Here is a 19,665-nt window from a genome sequence, read left to right on the forward strand (position 1 = left end):
AATATCTTCAACATTTTCAGAGACAAGTCGAAATTTTTAATAGACAATCTATGCCGGCTTTACCAGTTCTAATCATACGGGGTTTACTGAATGCTTACAATACATTACTACCACGGAATATTATAATCATGTTTTGCTTCTTCTGCAACAAAAAAATTATCTGGAGGAAGAATGTTCTTTTTTTTCGCTAATCGTTCTAAATACTCAGAACGTACTTGAATATTTTCTATCTCCTCTCTACGCGCTTTACTTATGGATAGGAATTCTTCTTCTACTTCTAAACCAAGGTATTTTCTACCAAGTAAAGATGCAGCAATACCTGTTGTAGCACTTCCGCTAAATGGATCAAGTATCCATGAGTTAGGCCTTGTTGAAGCCAAAATAAGGCGAGCCAACACACCTAAAGGCTTTTGTGTAGGATGCTTTCCACACGATTTTTCCCACTTGCCAATAGCTGGTAAATGCCAAACATCAGTCATTTGCTTATTCCCATTAAGTCTCTTCATCAAATCATAGTTGAAATAATGAGGTTTCTTCTGAGACTTTCTTGCCCAAATAATAAACTCTGTTGAAAAAGTGAAATATCGGCATGAAATATTTGGTGGAGGATTTGTCTTTGCCCAAGTTATCACGTTTAATATCTTAAAACCAAGTTTCACTAGTTGCTGTTGGACACTAAAAATATTGTGATGTGTACCCGAAATCCATATTGTTGCATCCTCTTTCATATGGTCGCGTACTGAAGTAAGCCAACGAAGGTTGAACACATCCATTTCCTCTGGGGCTGTTGGTTTATCCCATTCACCTTTATCCACACACACAATCTGGCCACTTTGATAGCTTATACCACCTCCAGAGAGGAAATACGGTGGATCGGCAAATACCATATCAAAGCCGAACTTAAACTTTGATAATGTCTCAACGCAATCTCCTTGTATGAGAGTGAAATCATTGTTAGGGGATTTGTAATAAGAAGGAATCATTTAAGCCACATTTTTTTATACATTTCTTCTATTAATTCATCTCTCCTTTGTTTTATTTCTGTATCTGTCCAACTTTTGTATTTATTAAATAATTGCTTTGCCGTTATCATCTGGCTATTATTTAAAACATAAGTTTTTTTGTCATCATACTCTTTGTTGCCAATTTTGGAGTTTACAGAGTCTTCAAGAAGAACTAGATTTCCAATATTTATTATTAGATTGGGATCTGTAAGTGTCATATTCTTAGGCGTTTCTGGATAAATATGCTCAATACTTGTTGCTATAGGAATAGAGTGTGTATTCTTTTTTCGTTCCAGTTTCATTAATACATATTTTACAAGTTCTTTCTGTTTCTCATCTTTTCGGGTATAATAAAGTTTACTGTCAACACTTGCTTCAAAGTCTGAGAGAGTTGCAACTCTTTTTGTTAATTCTTGACAAATATTAGTTATAATTATATGTTTTTCTTGTTTGGATTTTGCTTGATATAAATCATGTGCATATTTTGCATACAAAAGATCTATGCCAGATGATCTCTTTGAACATACAGCGTTATTAACGAAATGGAATCGTTCCATTACAGATAAAATCTTTATACACATTGATTTTGAAACAGTATTTTTCTTATAGTCTCTAATTAAAGCAATTAGAAATGAATTAGAAACTTGTATCTTAAATTGTTTCGTTATTGCATAAATAGATTCATATATGTCATAATCATTTTTATTAAAATTAGTTGATACGGGGGTATTTATTAGTTTAAATAATTCAGAATCTTCTAACATTTGTTGCAAAAACTCTTTTGCTGCAACACCATGGTCTTTATGGTTAAGGTTTTTAATTGTATTTTCCACTTCATAAAAAATTCTTTTATCTGAAACTTTTTTATATCTAGAAGCATAAAAATTATTTAAGAACTTAACATTATTATTTATGTTATCACTTATTTTCTTCCATGTGTCATTGGGCTCATTGACGAGAGGCACTTTTTTATATTTACTAAAAATGAGAGATTTAACCAAATCTAGTGGAGTCAAATCTTTGCCTGTTGAATTCAATGTCATAAAAATAGTACATGCATTAGAAACACCTTCTGCAACTACAGATACTGTTTCTAAATTAAGTATTTTATCTCTAAAACTTTTAAGCTCATCTATTGTCTTTTCTTGAAATAAGGAGTGAATTTTCACATATGCATTTATTATCTTCTTTTCTCCATTTTTCTTGGGAACAATACTGTTATCTTTTTCCTGAGGTATATTTTGAACTCTTGCTTGTAAAACTGGATATGGCATATCATTTACTAATCTCGCAAATTTCTTATTGTCATCGTTTATGGAAAATATGTATTTGTCATTAATACCATTTCCCAAATCTATCTCCTTTCTCTCATAGAATATATCACGAAGACAACACAAGATAATAGTTATGGTTGTTATACGCTGTTGTCCATCAATAACAATATATTTTGTACCATTCCTTTTGCCTTCAAAAACCATGTGGCCAATAAAATAGCTCTCATCATTACTGATTTCGTTTATATCATTTATAAACTCTATTATTTCTTTTTCTTCCCAATCATATTCTCTTTGATAATCAGGAATAATATACTTGCCTTCTGTAAGTAATTTCCTTATTGGCATTCCTTGAGCATCAACTATCATATTATTTCTTTAATTTCCTAGATTAACTCATAAAATATTACAAATAATGTCTGAACTAGAATCTGATAATTCTAATATCATTGATTAATCTTTGACATACTCCGTTGTAAAAACAAGAGCAAAGCAGCACATAAACTTTCTTTCCGTGCACCAATCTGGTTCTCTTCGAAACAGTGGCTAAGTCTAAATGATTTTTATTACATGCTATAAATATAAGAGCTTATTTTGGATTTTTTATGCGATACCTACCTGATTTAACAAGTTGAATACTATTATAGTCCTCAATATCAGTAAATTCAAATTGCCAAATGTAGAATATATTTTCATTATTTAGTTTTCTCTTTTCAAAAAATACAGGATAAACTTTCTTTGTGGTATTCTCACTCCATTGTCTAAATGGATAATACAATTGTCTTATAATTACATCTGTAGCCGAAAAATTTTTTGCTTCAATTAGAACGATTGATTCTTTTCCCTCATAACCTGCATCAACCTCAGTTTGGACACTTTCTGTGTCCAAAGAATTCGTTCCCACGTTAAAAGAAAATGGAGGTGTATATTTTCTACCTCTAATTGTTAAAACAAGAGAGGGATCATTCATAAACGTTCTAATTAAAGAATTTGCATATGCGAAATCCAAAAACTGCATTTCTGAATCACCAATCATCGAACTCTCTAACTCAAAGTCAAGTTTGCTTTCGTAATCTTCTATTGGTGTTGTTATATCAGGAACATCAACATAACCTTCTCCTTTTAGAATATAATACGTTCCATTTTTCTTGGGTAAAATAAACAATCCTTTCTTGACAAAAACATCAGGTCTATCAAAACGAGTATCTTGTTTACATAAGATTCGTGGTTCCTTATCTGCAGTTTCTGTAAAAGCTTGACAAGATCTCTTTATTTGATTAGCAGTTAGTTCAAATGGACCTTTATCAAAATCATGATTATTAATTCCATAATCACGAAATATTTTATTCCATGCTTTATTTGATGCCATTTATAAATTCATTTATGTTTGTTAAGTTATATATACTTGGAATGATAGAATAAGCTTCCTGAAGTTTATTCTTTGCACTTTTCCATCCAATACCATCTGTAATCCAGACGAACTCAAAACTAGGAATAGAGTTAATCTTAGGAGCAATATCCGAATAAGAACGTGCAACTTCATTTAATTTGCTACCGCCACCACTATAAAAATTAACTTCCATCAGATAGATTTTAGTCGAAGTCTCAATAACAAAATCAAAACGTTTTTCATCATCACCAAGTACTTTTGTGATATCAGGCCATTCACTAGAATAAACCTCCTGACGATAACTTATACCATTTTTATCGAAAATACGCGCAACCATATTTTCCATCATATGTCCGCTTCGATTCTTTCGAGCATTCGTGTCCAACCCTGTTTCTATTCCAAAAACATAATCAACAAGATCGTTTATTTTCCTTGATTGAAAAATGTCTGTTAATCCAGTATTGTCAAGAAACTCCATAACACCATCAATAGACTCAAAAAGAGAATCAAGAACGATACAATTTCCCAAGCTATTTAAGATCTTCTTTTTGCCTTCACTACGTACTGCTATTAGTATGTCCATAACATCGAAAGCTGATTTGTCTCGGTTCCAAATCCTTTCAACAGATTTCCGCATATCTGTAGAACCAATGAGACTGTTAAGCATACAAAGACTGAGTTTAATATCTTCGACATTCCGAGATATCTTGTCGAAATCACAGAAGAAATCTAATGTCTGATTCGTCTCTTGGAGCTGAGACATAAACTTGTTAAAATCTTTAGCCATATACTCTAATTGAGGCGAGAACGCCATATTTAATGTTTCAAATTGATGTTAATAGTTCACGGCAAAATCAACAATTTCTTCTGCTGCATATATTGGTTCTGGTCGTAAATAGTTACCATGGGGATTTGCTTTTGTTGCGACATAGTTGTGCACAAGAATCTCCGTTAATTTACCCCGCTTACTGGGATTTGAATTAATACTACGTGATGCCCAAACCCTTTCTACATTATAGGCCTCATAGAGCAAATCAAAAAAATTATCCTCTTCATTCCTTCCTCTACAATCAGAATTACTAAGCATAAAACGAAAACCAGCTTCATTGATACGATCGCAGTATTCTTTCAGACGAATTTGGGCATCATCGTTAAAAGCTTCTTTCGAATAATCGTTAAAACTGGACGTATCGCTGAGAGGACGATAAGGAGGATCTAAATAGAAGAGTGTATAACCTTGAGCGCGATTAAAAGTTGCATCAAAATCACCAGTCATAATTTCCACACGTTGAAGGACCTCACTGTCTTTTCGAATGGTATCAGGATCACAAATTTGTGGATTTGAGTACTTGCCAAAAGGGACATTAAACAGTCCTTTCTTGTTCACGCGGTATAGACCATTAAAACAAGTGCGATTAAGGAAAAAGAACTTTGTGGTATTCTCCAGTGGATTAAGATTTTTCTCATTATAGCGATCACGAACGGCAAGGTAGAATTCCTTGCGTCTTTCTTCCGTTTGTAATGCATTGTAGGAATCTTGTATTTCCAATAAGGAAGTTATCAACTCCTCTGGCATATCCCTTACTATACGATAACATGTAGTTAAGTCTGGGTTCACATCGTTAATAACAGCATGACGGATATTAGGATACCGCTGCAGCATATAAAATAGCATAGCACCGCCACCCACAAATGGTTCAATATAGGTCACATCATTCCAATTACCAAAATCTGCCGGCAACAATGCATCCAGTTGCTCAATGAGTTGAGTCTTGCCTCCCACCCACTTGATAAAAGGTTTCGCTTTTGTCATAATTATGTAAAATTTATTATTACAGATAAATTAGTTAATTTTCCCCCAATAACACTACAAGTGTACTTGTATTCTTTAAAGTACTACCCTACCTTCTCTTTAATTTCTTTTGAAATTACTATCATTGTCTTTTTGATTAAGTCAGCTGGAATTTCCCATTTGTTCATTTATTATATAATTTTGAAATTATCTTTTCAAGTAATAATATTATTTTTTGTTTCTTACGGACTATTATCATAGGCAGAGGAACGACAGACTCTGGATCTGCAATAAGTTCGATTTGCCATTTTTTAAAATAGAAAAATGTCCTTATAGAAAGAAAGATCCCTTTATTTCTCGTGAGGAATTTATCAATAACCTCTTTTTGAAAATTTGTCTTTTCCTTGTCAGACATGTTCTCCATCAAAAGATTAAAGAAATGTTTTAGTTCCGTATAGTAAATGTAACCATTGGGAGCAAGATTTACTTTTAATGCTAAAGTATTTGGTGCTTGTGGAATCCTGATACAATTGGTAAATAATCCCCAAATAGGAGATGGTACGTTTTTATATGCAAGTTTCCTCTCTCCACGGTCTTCTCCTTTTGAATATTTCGGAATTACTTCATGTTGAATATAATCTAGATTATATTGATTATGCAATTCCGTTTCTAAGAATGTGCGTAATTCTTCAATTTCAATAATACGTGTCGGTGAATTGAAACGAAAAAATTCTGCCTTAGCCTTTTTCTTCATGCCATCATCCTTTGTAACAAGTACATCACAACGCATTGCATAAAATGCATGAAGCGCATCTGTCATAATATTAAGGATGTTCCTCTTTTTATCTCGACAATAACCACAAAGTGCAAGAGTTGTATATTCCGCAAGAAAATAGTTATAGCTATTTATTCCATTAATTGTCTCAAGAGTGGAAAGAATGGTATCTGTTAGGTTCTTGTTAGTTCTCCTAATGCATAATTCATTTAAGTAATCAAAGATATCAGAACTATCTATATTTTGCATCTCCTGAATACTTCTTTCACCTTCAAGTTTACACATTGACTTGTATATCTCTACTTCAAGTTTTTTGTCTCTTAACAGCAAAGAAAAATTCTCAAGTGAAAATGTTAATGCGTCCCATAAATTAGAAATTAATAATCCGTTATTAGGGTTTTGTATAGGAGTTGCTAATGGATAAGCAAGAAGAAATTTATGGATGTTTTCAAATGACGTTACATCCATCACTGATCTAATAAGTTCTGTAAAATTAATAGGTTCAAATCCTGATGTATAAGCTTGTAAAGTTAACGACTCTCTTTCTATATATTGACGAGGTGTACATTCGTATGGATATTGCGCATCTATGTTATCATTATATTCTAGCAGATGAGTCTGACAAATTTCCGTAAGGGTATCAAGGTCTTGTTTGAATTTTACATCGTTAGTGGGAGATTTAGATTGATATAAATCTTGAATATGAGCTCTAGAGTATGGAAAAATAAAGAATTCATTGACTTGCGCAATATAGTCACGCAAATCTTTGTATTCCTCATTCTTGAGATAACTTATAATATTCCAATCTAAATATATTTTTAACATAAAATTAAGACTAAATCTCTTTAATAGAATCAAAGTTTTACTATCAGTTAATAACTGAATCAAAGTTTGTTGTAGAACTTAAATCAATAGCTTTATCAATCAATATCAGAATATACCTTCTCAATTATTGAAGTTGCTATTAATATACCTATCTATGTAGATTTTATAAATCAAATTCATATTCAGTATGTGTTATTTAGTACATTTTAATAATATATAGTTTTAGTCTGATGAATCATTGACTTCATTACTATATCGACCACAACAAATACTTTACATCCAAATCAAGAGCTTTGGCAATGGTTACCAATGTTTCTTAATTAGATTGCATTGTATTTGTACACAATTTTGGAACAGTAGCAGGAGCTTTTTCCACCTATTCTGATAACCATTTATTAGTGTACTTCTTTTCTGTAAGAACCACTTTAAGGCGATTTATATCCTGCGCCATATCTATTTTTATATTTATCAGTTCGTTTCGTAAATAGCTTCAATTACTCAGCCAAATTTTATTCTTCAAGTATATCTTCAAAACACATTTCACTGGGAACTCTTTTCTCTTTCATATATCCAGCCAAATCTAAAATTAATAGCATTCACTAAATGTATGCAAAATATCGTATTAGGGTACAATATAGTCATATAAAATTCCAGTCTTCTTCAAGCAACTATATATCTCTTATTGGGGCAGTTTCAATAATATGGAAAGTTTACTTATGCAAAAAGTCACAAATTCAAGTACCTTTTTACCCATAATATCTTACCTAATTATAATAATATTTGCCCTGCTTTTATAGCACAATTATAAGCAAAAGTAATAAGAATATATGAGAATAAAGACATTTTTGTTGTTTACTTCGATTTTTCTTAAAAATATCATCAAAAGATTTAAAAATGAAGCATTTATTTGAAGAAATATTAAGCGTATCATTCTTTTCTTTGACAGCTCAACAAACTCGACACAGAATACCTTGACGATGACTATGCCATTAAAGACGTAACAATCAGCCGCAAGCTCTTTACTCTTACTATTGAAACAACCGACGGAATAAAGGAATATTCAATCCCGATTGACTCATATCCTTTCCTTAGGAATTTAAGAGTATTCGATGAGGTTACTATCAAGAAAGATACACGTACAGAAGAACTCTTCGTTAGCTGGCCATGGGCTGGGTATGAAATATCGTTGAGTGAATTCAAGATTAATATGTAATCTTTTATTTTTTAGACTCAGAAATAAAACGAAAACCGTCTATAAAATTATCCGTAAGATTCTTCTTCTCAGATATTTCATACTGAAGCCTGTTAATAGAAGTCTTAAAGAAGAAATCAATAAGAAATTCATCAGTACGTTCCTTCTTTATATATTTTAAAGCTGCAATATATTCTTCTCTATGACTGCTGGGTATTATCAGCAATGGTTGTCCCATTTTGAGAAGAATAAAATTTGACATAAGCCTTCCCAAACGTCCGTTACCATCGCGGAACGGATGAAGATACTCATAAAAGCCATGGAACTTTGCGGCTATAACCATAGGATGCACCTCACCGCTATCTATAGCACTTTGCGTGCTTTCAAGAAGACGTGGAACCTGCCTTATCAGTTTTTCATGTTCTCCGAATATTGTATCACCTACACACATATCGACAGTGGTATATTCTCCGGGCTTACTCGGAACTTCATCATTCCTCGTTTTATACTCTAAAGTATGCTCCGTCAACAGTCTGTGAGTCTCTTTCAGCAGTTCTTCGGTAAGCGGTTTATCCAAATTATTCAACAAATACTCGTATGCCTGGAAATGATCAAGAATCTCAAATGCTTCAAAAAGAGTCTTTCCATGAGGAATCATACCCAATCCTTTCTTCTTCAAAGTACGGGTTTCATCTACAGAGAAACTATTACCTTCTATGGCACAACTATGTGCTGAAAACAGAATCTCATTATATTCTATAAAGTCGGCCTTACTGAATCTATCGGCTACTATTTCTTTATATTCTGTTACCAATGAATCATATTGCGGAATCAATTCTTCGTACATATGATATTGCTGATTATGAATTTATACAAATAAAGTTTCCTATTTTCACAAAGATAGTGTAAACCGAGTGAAATGCAAAGTGGGGATATTGTTTTCAACTTAAAAAATAGAGCAAATTAATTGCAAAGCATTTGCAATTAATTTGCAAGTCCTTTTCTATGCCAAATCCTTCTCCCTGCACATGTTGAAGAAATAATCCAACATAAACCGACCATTCTTCCTAACCAGCTCTTTACCGTGTTCCAGTCCTTTGGTGCTATTCAAAGCTGCATCCTTCAGGTAGCCTCTATCAAGAAGTTCGCATGCTGTTTCGTATGGTATCAATCGGCTATTCGTCAGGAAATTAATTGCATTCTTTTCTGCCTTTTCCTTATTGTAATATGGATTGTCAGGCGAAGCGATACATTCACAATAGTAACGCACAACAGATATTCCTTGTTTAGGAGTAACACACAACATCAATACGTCATTTCCCATATCAGGAAATTTTAGACCGGAAGCTGTTTTATATTTCATCCTATTATGAATGAAATCGCTCATCTCTTCTTTTCCTTTCAGAAATACAAAGTGTTTTCCTTCTGTTGCCGCAAGGAAGTCATCGTATGATGCCTTTATGTTAGATTCATTCTTAATGTCATCAAGTTCCGGAAAATCTTTAATGCTATAGATATTCATAATACCATTGTGTTGCCAATACTTTCCAAACTTGAACAGAATTGATGTAACTACCGTATCACCCGGAATCAGCTTTGGAGCGTTAAGTTCAATAGAATCTTTTATTACTTTATAAGTATCCTCCTTGTCTGAAACCTCTTTGAACAAATAATAATCTTCTGCTTCGTCCGTCACCAAATATAATGCTTCCATCCTGCCGTCCATGTTCATATATGGTGCATCTACAGGATTCACAGTCTGTTCCTCAAGAAGAAGTTTCAGATATTCAGGAGCAGTAATGGCAAGAAGAGGTGTTCTACCCGACAACACGTTATTTATCTTAAAGGAATATATCATCAAATCCATCGTACGTGCATCAAGGTCCTCACGTTTCTCTAATTCCTCCATATACTCGGAAAGGCTATCCAAATAACATTCATAACAGCCCATGTTGATATATGAATTAAAATAGAACCACTCCACTTTACTTCTGTATTCCATAAAATCATCCTCAGTCAAATAAGAGAAATCAAAGAAATCCTGAAGTCTTTCATTCACTGGGGCTGTCTCGAACTCCTCGTCAAAGATATCGTATATTTCATTTGCCAATGCCAAAATACCGGTGTTTTCCGGATTATAGATTTTCTTCCCTATTTTATCTCTCTGAAAGCAATGCCAAAGAATGAAGCGTACATCTTCCACGTTTATCTCGTCCGGATAATAATCTTCGCCCGGTTCATAGAAAGGCAATCGGCTGCCATACCGTTTTTCGCACTGCGAAGTGAACACCTGCCAAACGCCAGTCTGCGAAATGATATCTTCGAACCATCCGACAAGAAATATCGCCGTATCTTCGTAAATCTCGTCTTCAGGCTCAATTTCCCCTTCCATTATATCATAATCATATAGTACGTCAATTATTCTGTTTACCAATCTACAGTAATAATTATCTGTCGCACCTGTTTTAGTATATGGATGTATAGACACCCATTCTTTAGGATAAATTTTTCTCATTTTATTAATTACACTTTAAATCAAACTACATATAAAGGTACACATTTCAGTTGCCCCTGTTCTTTATAAGGCAACATAGAATACCTGACAGCCTCCATATCAGGATTTCTTGCAAGCAGTGTCGTCAACGAATTGGCCCTTACATTTCCTTCGGCCTTTACCTCAACAGGCAATAATTTCGCATTTTTCTGTATTACGAAATCAAGTTCCAGCCTGGAATCGTCCGTTTTATGATAATAAACAGGAGACACACCATGGCTTTTCATTTGCTGAAGCACATACTGCTCCGTCATTCCTCCTTTATATTCCACAAAAACATTATTATTTATCAGAACCTGTACAGGCTCTGTATTGACCATTGCACCTAAAAGACCTACATCAAGTATGTATAATTTGAAACTGCTTAAATCCTCATAAACATCAAGTGGCAAAGCAGGTTTTGTACACTTTGGCACCTTATAGACCAGACCTGAATCAACCAGCCACTGGATAGCAATCTCAAAATCGTTTGCCCTAGCACCTTTTCTTAATGCGCCATATATGAATTTCTTGTTGTCCTTGAACAATTGCGACGGAATACTTTTCCATACCATGCGAATACGCGCCACTTGTTCTCTTGGAGCATGCTTGGATAAGTCCATTTCATAACCGTTAAGAATCTCGCCCTGTATTCTTCTGACTTCCAGTAGAGAATCTGTTTCAACATATTTCTTTACTGCTTCGGGCATTCCTCCCACGTAATAATATTGCCTCAACAAATCGACCATCTTCTCATGAATCATATTCATCGTCATGTAATCATGGTTGATGATGAGTTTAAAAATCTCTGTTTCCCCTTTCGCCAAAACAAACTCCTCAAAATTCATAGGATAGACATAAATTTCATTTACCTTACCTACAGGATAGGAAACTCCATGATGCAAAGATATGCCTAACAGAGAACCGGCAACAGCAATGTGATATTCCGGCGCTTCCTCACAGAAATATTTTAGAGATTCAAGTACTTCCGGTACATCCTGAACCTCGTCAAGAACTATAAGTGTGTCTCCCGGAGTAATGTCAACACCTGACAATGCACGTAAAGCGCGCAATATCCTGTCAACATCAAAATCTTGGGTAAATATTTGCCTGACAATGTCATTTTTACGGCAAACGATATATGCCTCCTTTACAAACTCAGTCCTTGCGAACTCACGAAGAAGCCATGTCTTTCCCACCTGACGGGCACCATTGACTACTAATGGTTTTCTGTCAGGCCGAGACTTCCATTCTATAAGTTTTTGAAAAACAACCCTTTGCATAGTAAATATACATTTTTTACGGATAATTCATGGCCATAACTACATTTTTCTGCAGATAAATCCACCACAAATATACATTTTTCTACACATAATTCATACTATAACATACATTTTTCCGCACATAATTATATTAAAAAGTAGCAAATGCAATTGGGCATCCCATTTCATTGGCTTATCTTTCGGATTATATTATCAGAAATGTTCCACAGTGCATACGGGGGATGATAGTGAACAATATTCATGTTTTGAGATACCATGCCGACACGGATTATGCCAACAGTATCCTTGAGTTTGGAGCGGCCTTCACCGAATGGGAGGATAAGCTACTAGCATGAAACAAAACCTATCGTAGCACATAAATAGGCATCCGCATTGTACCGATATTCTTCAGCATACCTTCTTCAACAAGCAACTTTAATGTCCTTATTGATTTGGACTTATTGAAACCTGTCAGCTTCTCGAAATCAGGACGTCGCAGGATCTGATTATCTGTAAAATATTTTTCAATCTTTTCAGTAATTTCAGAAAGGTTCATTTTACTGGAATGACGACCGCTGTTTTTCATATGTACGAATTCCACGTTAGATAATCTTCTTGACAATTCCTTATCTGGCTGAAAACGTATTCCTTTGACTTTTATATCAGAAGATGATATATTATTAAGATTTATATCGGGAGAACATTTCAGACTAAGACTGAAATAACCTATTCCGTGCAAGTAAACAGAATAACCATTACTAAAGGCTTCAAACATTTCATCACCCAACGCTGTAAGCACAGCCTCAACGTCAGATGCCGTGACAGTACATTTTTTCTGGATACTCTCACGTAGAGTTCTTGTCGTCTCAAGTCCTTTAGTTATAACTTTAGCATGAAACTCAGGAACTTCAACACCTTCTCTTTCAGGATTTTCAAACAAATCAAACTTTATTGGCATAGTATATTATATTAGGGTTATTATTACAAATCAATAAAACATATATAACTTTAAACCGTGACACGTTCGTGTGACGACGGTTACACTAACGTGTGACTATAGTGACACCAACGTGTAACGACAGTGACACGAACGTGTGACAATAAAGATAGGATTTTTTTTGATCTAAAAAAAGAAAATCCATAAAAAAAGCACCGGCACACCTGTCGGAAACGACAAGCACACCGGTGCTCCATAAATACACCTTTTATAACCTTTTATTACTTATTTCTAGCTTCTGCTATATAGCCGAGAGCTTCAGCACATTTGTCTGTTACGTAAGCCCAGTCTTCCGCTGCAACTTTATCTTTAGGGAACAACTTAGAACCCATACCTACGCAGAATACACCAGCTTTGATCCATGCTGTAAGGTTTTCCTTAGATGGTTCTACACCACCGGTTACCATAAGCTTAGACCATGGCATTGGAGCCATCATACCCTTAACGAAGTTAGGACCGTAAACATCACCAGGGAATACCTTACACAAGTCGCAACCAAGTTCCTGAGCGAAACCTACTTCAGAAACAGTACCGCAACCTGGAGTGTAAGCTACAAGACGACGGTTACATACCTTAGCAATTTCAGGGTTGAACAATGGGCCTACAACGAAGCAAGCACCAAGCTGAATGTAAAGAGCTGCAGTAGCAGGATCAACTACTGAACCTACACCCATTGCCATTTCAGGACATTCCTTCGCAGCGTATTTCACTACTTCAGCGAATACTTCGTGAGCAAAGTCGCCACGGTTTGTGAATTCGAATGCACGAACACCACCGTCATAGCAAGCCTTTACAACTTTCTTTGCAACTTCTGCATCTTTGTGATAGAATACAGGAACCATACCGGTTGAACCAATCTTGTTCAATACCGCAACTTTATCGAATTTTGCCATTTTGAATATTCTTTTTAAATGATTAGACTATTAACGCTGTACACGACCGCTTGCGTCACCACCTGCAAGAGCTTCAACTTCTTCAGCAGAAACAAGGTTGAAGTCGCCGTTGATAGTATGCTTCAATGCAGAAGCAGCAACTGCGAATTCAAGAGCAGCACCCTGGTTAGGCTTAGTAAGCAATCCGTGGATAATACCACCTGAGAATGAGTCACCACCACCTACACGGTCGATGATAGGATCGATGTCGTAACGTTTTGAAGTATAGAATTCTTCGCCATTGTAAATCATAGCTTTCCAACCGTTGTGAGTTGCAGAGAATGATTCGCGGAGAGTAGAGATTACATATTTGAATCCGAATTCCTTAGCCATTGCAGTGAAGATACCTTTGTAGCCTTCCGCATCTGTCTTACCGCCTTCTACGTCAGCGTCTGGTTTGAAACCAAGGCAAAGTTCAGCATCTTCTTCGTTACCTATACATACGTCAACATACTGCATCAAAGGACGCATGATAGACTGAGCTTTTTCCTTTGTCCAAAGTTTCTTACGGAAGTTAAGGTCAACAGAAACTGTTACACCGTGACGTTTAGCAGCCTCGCAAGCAAGTTTTGTAAGTTCGGCAGCCTTGTCAGAGATAGCAGGAGTGATACCAGACCAGTGGAACCAGTCAGCACCTTCCATGATAGCATCGAAGTCGAAATCACATGGATCAGCTTCAGCAATAGCAGAATGAGCACGGTCATAGATAACCTTACTTGGACGCATAGAAGCACCAGTTTCAAGATAGTAGATACCTACACGGTCGCCACCACGAGCGATGAAGTCTGTCTTAACACCATATTTGCGAAGTGCGTTTACAGCAGACTGTCCGATTTCGTGTTTAGGAAGTTTAGTTACGAAGTATGCATCGTGACCATAATTTGCACAGCTTACAGCTACGTTAGCTTCGCCACCACCATAAACTACATCAAATGAATCTGACTGAACGAAACGAGTATTACCCGGAGTGGATAATCTCAACATAATTTCTCCAAGTGTAACAATTTTTGCCATAATAAAATATTTTTATTGAAATAGGTTTATTTATTCTTACATATAATAAATCAAACAAATACACGCAATTGATATTGATTAAGAAATCAATTCGTGTGCGCACACAAAGGTACAACATATTTTCATAATACCAAAAAAAGTTGTAATTTTGTATCGAAAAAAAAATTTATTTCCGTAATAATTCATCTTACGGCATATATAATAAGGTGTAAATATGAGAGAAAACAAGTCTGAAAGAATACGCATAAAGGACATAGCCATAAAGGCGGGAGTTTCTGTGGGAACAGTAGATAGAGTAATACACGGCAGATCGGGTGTATCGGAATCAAGCAAGAAAAAGGTTGAAGAAATCCTGAAACAGATGAACTACCAGCCAAACATGTATGCCAGTGCATTGGCGTCCAACAAAAAATATAATCTGGCATGTCTTCTCCCACTACACACAAATGAGGACTATTGGATAGATATTGAGGCAGGTATGGAACATGCCGTAAGTACATACAAGGACTTCAATATAAAACTGAACATCTCATATTATGACCAATATGAATCAGGAGCCTTTGCCGAAGCCGGACAGAAAATGCTTGAATCAATGCCGGACGGAGTGATTATGGCCCCAAGTTCGGAAGACGAAACTAAATCAACTGTCTTACAACTGAAAGAAAGAAACATTCCATTCATATTTATTGATTCAAACATAAAATCACTTAATCCGCTGAGTTTCTACGGACAGAGTTCGCACAGCAGCGGATATTTTGCAGCCCGCATCCTAAGCCTTATGGCAGAACATAACGAGCCGGTTGTGATATTCCGCCTTATATACGGAGGAAGACTTGGCTCAAACCAGCAAAGAAACCGTGAAGAAGGTTTCCGCGAATACATAAAGAACAATTGTCCTGGAATAAAGCTTTACGAATTGAACTTCTACGTAAAAAATCCGGAGAACAATGAAAAGCTAATGGAAGAGTTCTTTGCCGAACATCCTGAGATAAATTGCGGAATTACGTTCAACTCGAAAGCGTATATCATTGGCGAATACATGCAGAAAATAAACCGCAAAGGCTTCAAGCTGATGGGCTACGACCTACTGAGAAGAAACGTAAAATGCCTAAAGGCGGGAACTATTGATTTCATTATAGCACAGCAGCCTACAGAGCAGGGACAAAGCTGTATAGAATGTCTGTTCGAACATCTCATTCTGAAGAAAGAAGTCAAGCCATATAACTATATGCCTATAACTCTCATATCGAAAGAAAATATTGATTTCTACCTCGACGCTCATGTCAGGACTAACAACATCTGAAATATATAATGAACTTAAACAAACTTACACCTATTATAAACAAGCCTAGCGGGGCCGCACTTATGCCTCTGGCTGTATTCCTGTGTCTCTATCTGGTAACGTCTATAATAGTGAATGACTTCTACAAGGTTCCTATTACAGTTGCATTCCTTGTAGCATCGATATATGCAGTAGCTACTACAAAAGGCCTCAGCCTGAACGACAGAATAATACAATATTCCATCGGAGCTGCCAATAAGAATATCATGATGATGATATGGATTTTCATTCTGGCAGGAGCATTTGCACAATCAGCAAAAGCTATGGGAGCTATAGACGCCACCGTAAATCTAACTCTTCATCTCCTTCCGGACAGTCTGCTGCTTGCCGGTGTGTTTCTGGCTTCATGCTTCATTTCGTTATCTATCGGAACATCAGTGGGTACAATAGTGGCACTTACACCTGTTGCTGTGGGAATAGCCGCAAAGACAGACGTGGGAATTCCATTTATGACGGCATTGGTCATCGGAGGGGCCTTCTTTGGGGATAACCTTTCATTTATATCAGACACTACCATTGCAGCAACAAGAACGCAAGGCTGCCAGATGAGAGACAAGTTTAGAATGAATATGCTCATAGCACTGCCTGCCGCAATTCTGGTCTTTGCCTATTACATATTCTATGGGAATAATGTAGAAACCGTTGCTCCAACCGGAAGCATAGAATGGGGAAAGGTAATACCTTATATAATAGTATTGGTAACGGCAATTGCAGGAGTGAATGTAATGTTAGTCCTCCTGCTCGGAATTATATCTACAGGTATAATAGGAATGGCATACGGAGCATTCGATTTCTTCGGATGGTTCGGCTCGATGGGACAGGGAATAACAGGAATGGGCGAACTCATCATCATTACTCTTATGGCCGGAGGAATGCTTGAACTGATACGTTTCAACGGAGGAGTGGATTACATACTTCACAAACTCACCAAAAAAGTAAGCGGAAAACGAGGAGCTGAATTCAGTATTGCAGCACTGGTAAGCCTGGCAAATATGTGTACCGCAAATAACACAATAGCCATAATTACCGTAGGACCTCTTGCTTCAGAAATAGCTGAGGAATACAAGATTGACAAGAGAAGAAGCGCCAGCATACTAGACATATTCTCATGCGTAATTCAGGGAATAATCCCTTACGGCGCACAAATGCTGATTGCGGCAGAACTGGCATCCGTCTCTCCGCTAAACATCATGGAATATCTGTACTATCCTATAGTATTGTGTATTTTTGCAATACTCAGTATCATATTGCGAATACCAAGGACTGTGTAATAAATAGGGATAAAGTAGAGCCATTTAAAAGAGAACTCGGACAAAACGAGAAAAAAGAGACATGAAAAACTTGTATAATTAAAAAATTACATCTACCTTTGCACCGCAATTAAGGATGGTTCCGTAGCTCAGCTGGATAGAGCAACGCCCTTCTAAGGCGTGGGTCCTGCGTTCGAATCGCAGCGGAATCACTTAAATGCAGAAAATATTATAAGGATGGTTCCGTAGCTCAGCTGGATAGAGCAACGCCCTTCTAAGGCGTGGGTCCTGCGTTCGAATCGCAGCGGAATCACGAAAAAAGAGAAAATCAAAAGGCATAGCCAACTGATTTTCTCTTTTTTTCGTTTTATCACACTGTAATCATTTCATATTGTCGCGTATGAATTTCTCAATCTTGTCGTATGGAATCACGCCTGCTACATTGTCATACAAATCGACATGACTCGCACCGGGAACAATGAGAAGCTCTTTATTATCACCTTTGAGTTTCTTGAAAGCATCTTCAGAGAAATAACGCGAATGTGCTTTCTCACCATGAACCAGAAGTACGGCACTCCTTATCTCACTGCTATATGTCAACAGAGGAGTATTGATGAATGAGAGTGACGAAGTGACATTCCATCCGTTGTTTGAATTGAGCGAGCGTGGATGATAGCCGCGCGGAGTCTTGTAGTAAGCATAGTAATCCTTGACGAATTGTGGAGCATCTTCAGGCAGCGGGTCAACCACTCCACCGGCAAGGGCATAGCTTCCGTTTTTAGCGTCGATAGTACGCTGCTCGTTTAGTTTCTTGCGAAGTTCATAACGTGCGTCCTCATCCATAGAGTCGAAATATCCGTTTGCAGTTACACGGCTCATGTCGTACATGGTCACTGCCACAGTAGCCTTTATTCTGGTATCAATGGCTGCGGCATTCAAGGCAAATCCTCCCCATCCACATATACCTATTATTCCTATTCTCTCAGAATCGACATCCGGACGAGTTGTCAGATAATCCACCGCGGCACTGAAATCCTCGGTATTTATATCAGGCGATGCCACATATCGCGGCTCTCCCCCACTCTCGCCAGTGAAAGACGGATCGAAAGCTATTGTAAGGAATCCACGTTCAGCCATAGTCTGTGCATAAAGCCCGGACGACTGTTCCTTTACCGCACCGAAAGGACCGCTCACAGCCAATGCAGGCAACGGACCTTCTGCATTTTTAGGACGATACATATCTGCAACTAGAGTTATGCCGAAACGGTTCTTGAACGAAACTCGTTCTGTCACGACTTTATCGCTTGGTGCGAAAGTCTTTTTGTCTTGCGCATTTAGATTTGTCATAGCACTAATTATTAGAATTTGAACGATTAAAAGTAATTTTGTTTTCATATTATATGCATATCTTTATTATATCCTTTTTATGAAACGGGCAGGTACGCCGCCTACTATAGTTCCAGCCTCAACATCCTTGGTCACCACAGCCCCGGCAGCTATCACGGCATTGTCGCCTATTGTTACTCCCTGAAGAATAGTAGAGTTTGAACCTACCCAAACATTCTTACCGAGAACAATCGGAGCCGGATAAGTGATGCCACGTTCTTCAGGCTGCAATCCGTGATTGAGAGTTGCAAACACCACATTATGACCTATCTGACAACCATCACCAATAGTCACACCTCCATGGTCTTGAAAATGGCAACAGGCATTTATGAAAACATTTTCACCAACGTGTATATTCTTCCCGAAATCAGAATATAAAGGAGGAAAAACACGCAGCGATTCAGGCACTTTATATCCGAACAGTTCGGAAAGCAATTCTCTAACCTCAGACGGAGTGTGATAAGATGAGTTCAGACGGAATGTCACACGGCGTGCCTCTTCACTCATCTCACCCATAATGGCATGTATCTCATCTGTACTGAGAGCCTTGCCGGTCTTTACATAAGATAAAAATTCGTTTAAAAGCATATCTGTTATAATGTATATTATTTCATGATACAAAAGTATTATATACACTCAGACAAACCTGTATATGGATTACGGCTCTTTGTACCAATATTACAGAATGTTGCTTATA

At 36.7% G+C, this 19,665-nt stretch carries 16 protein-coding genes and 2 tRNA genes; 4 read left to right on the plus strand and 14 right to left on the minus strand.

The window, feature by feature from the left end:
• Window positions 1-107: 107 nt before the first annotated feature.
• The 12 genes from OCV82_RS07635 to OCV82_RS07695 all read right to left on the minus strand — a co-directional run bounded on the left by OCV82_RS07635 (window position 108) and on the right by OCV82_RS07695 (window position 14,990).
• Window positions 108-983: a DNA-methyltransferase gene (locus OCV82_RS07635; protein ID WP_154043857.1), complete on the minus strand. Its 876-nt coding sequence runs from the start codon at window positions 981-983 to the stop codon at window positions 108-110.
• Window positions 980-2,647 (minus strand): DUF262 domain-containing protein, encoded by a 1,668-nt coding sequence (locus OCV82_RS07640; RefSeq protein ID WP_154043858.1) that lies wholly within the window; start codon window positions 2,645-2,647, stop codon window positions 980-982. Before OCV82_RS07640 ends, OCV82_RS07635 begins: the two co-directional genes overlap by 4 nt.
• Window positions 2,648-2,867: 220 nt before the next feature.
• Window positions 2,868-3,647 carry a type II restriction enzyme gene (locus OCV82_RS07645; RefSeq protein ID WP_154043859.1) on the minus strand — a complete coding sequence of 260 codons (780 nt, stop codon included), beginning with the start codon at window positions 3,645-3,647 and terminating at the stop codon, window positions 2,868-2,870.
• Window positions 3,634-4,455, minus strand: a complete 822-nt coding sequence (locus OCV82_RS07650) for a type II restriction endonuclease (protein ID WP_154043860.1) — start codon at window positions 4,453-4,455, stop codon at window positions 3,634-3,636. The genes OCV82_RS07645 and OCV82_RS07650 overlap by 14 nt, the downstream gene beginning before the upstream one ends.
• A gap of 48 nt (window positions 4,456-4,503) precedes the next feature.
• The gene (locus tag OCV82_RS07655; RefSeq protein WP_154043861.1) at window positions 4,504-5,481 is read right to left on the minus strand and encodes a DNA adenine methylase; all 978 of its coding nucleotides are present in this window, start codon (window positions 5,479-5,481) and stop codon (window positions 4,504-4,506) included.
• Between the two features lie 163 nt (window positions 5,482-5,644).
• Window positions 5,645-7,060: a hypothetical protein gene (locus OCV82_RS07660; RefSeq protein WP_154043862.1), complete on the minus strand. Its 1,416-nt coding sequence runs from the start codon at window positions 7,058-7,060 to the stop codon at window positions 5,645-5,647.
• A 1,217-nt stretch (window positions 7,061-8,277) separates the two neighbouring features.
• Window positions 8,278-9,099 (minus strand): Fic family protein, encoded by an 822-nt coding sequence (locus OCV82_RS07670; RefSeq protein WP_154043863.1) that lies wholly within the window; start codon window positions 9,097-9,099, stop codon window positions 8,278-8,280.
• Between the two features lie 156 nt (window positions 9,100-9,255).
• Window positions 9,256-10,767: a DUF3843 family protein gene (locus OCV82_RS07675; RefSeq protein WP_154043864.1), complete on the minus strand. Its 1,512-nt coding sequence runs from the start codon at window positions 10,765-10,767 to the stop codon at window positions 9,256-9,258.
• Between the two features lie 20 nt (window positions 10,768-10,787).
• Complete coding sequence (locus OCV82_RS07680; RefSeq protein WP_154043865.1) at window positions 10,788-12,068, minus strand: ATP-binding protein; 1,281 nt, start codon at window positions 12,066-12,068, stop codon at window positions 10,788-10,790.
• A gap of 343 nt (window positions 12,069-12,411) precedes the next feature.
• A complete protein-coding gene (locus tag OCV82_RS07685; RefSeq protein ID WP_154043866.1) occupies window positions 12,412-13,005 on the minus strand; it encodes an HU family DNA-binding protein in 594 nt (197 codons plus the stop codon).
• A gap of 260 nt (window positions 13,006-13,265) precedes the next feature.
• Window positions 13,266-13,937, minus strand: coding sequence for a bifunctional 4-hydroxy-2-oxoglutarate aldolase/2-dehydro-3-deoxy-phosphogluconate aldolase (locus OCV82_RS07690; RefSeq protein ID WP_154043867.1), 672 nt, complete (start codon window positions 13,935-13,937; stop codon window positions 13,266-13,268).
• Between the two features lie 30 nt (window positions 13,938-13,967).
• Window positions 13,968-14,990, minus strand: a complete 1,023-nt coding sequence (locus OCV82_RS07695; RefSeq protein WP_239469235.1) for a sugar kinase — start codon at window positions 14,988-14,990, stop codon at window positions 13,968-13,970.
• 214 nt (window positions 14,991-15,204) lie between these two features.
• Between OCV82_RS07695 and OCV82_RS07700 the strand changes: the two genes are divergently transcribed.
• From OCV82_RS07700 to OCV82_RS07715, 4 genes are all read left to right on the plus strand, one after another.
• Window positions 15,205-16,293: a LacI family DNA-binding transcriptional regulator gene (locus OCV82_RS07700; RefSeq protein WP_154043869.1), complete on the plus strand. Its 1,089-nt coding sequence runs from the start codon at window positions 15,205-15,207 to the stop codon at window positions 16,291-16,293.
• Between the two features lie 8 nt (window positions 16,294-16,301).
• Window positions 16,302-17,603 carry a Na+/H+ antiporter NhaC family protein gene (locus tag OCV82_RS07705; protein WP_154043870.1) on the plus strand — a complete coding sequence of 434 codons (1,302 nt, stop codon included), beginning with the start codon at window positions 16,302-16,304 and terminating at the stop codon, window positions 17,601-17,603.
• 117 nt (window positions 17,604-17,720) lie between these two features.
• A tRNA-Arg gene (locus OCV82_RS07710) sits at window positions 17,721-17,794 on the plus strand.
• 27 nt (window positions 17,795-17,821) lie between these two features.
• A tRNA-Arg gene (locus OCV82_RS07715) sits at window positions 17,822-17,895 on the plus strand.
• Window positions 17,896-17,963: 68 nt separating this feature from the next.
• Here OCV82_RS07715 and OCV82_RS07720 read toward each other — a convergent pair.
• Window positions 17,964-18,929: an alpha/beta hydrolase gene (locus tag OCV82_RS07720; protein WP_235339686.1), complete on the minus strand. Its 966-nt coding sequence runs from the start codon at window positions 18,927-18,929 to the stop codon at window positions 17,964-17,966.
• Between the two features lie 66 nt (window positions 18,930-18,995).
• Complete coding sequence (locus OCV82_RS07725) at window positions 18,996-19,556, minus strand: sugar O-acetyltransferase (protein ID WP_154043872.1); 561 nt, start codon at window positions 19,554-19,556, stop codon at window positions 18,996-18,998.
• Window positions 19,557-19,665 lie beyond the last annotated feature (109 nt).

The organism is Bacteroides cellulolyticus (genome assembly GCF_025567135.1).
Taxonomy (GTDB): Bacteria; Bacteroidota; Bacteroidia; order Bacteroidales; family Bacteroidaceae; genus Phocaeicola; species Phocaeicola cellulolyticus.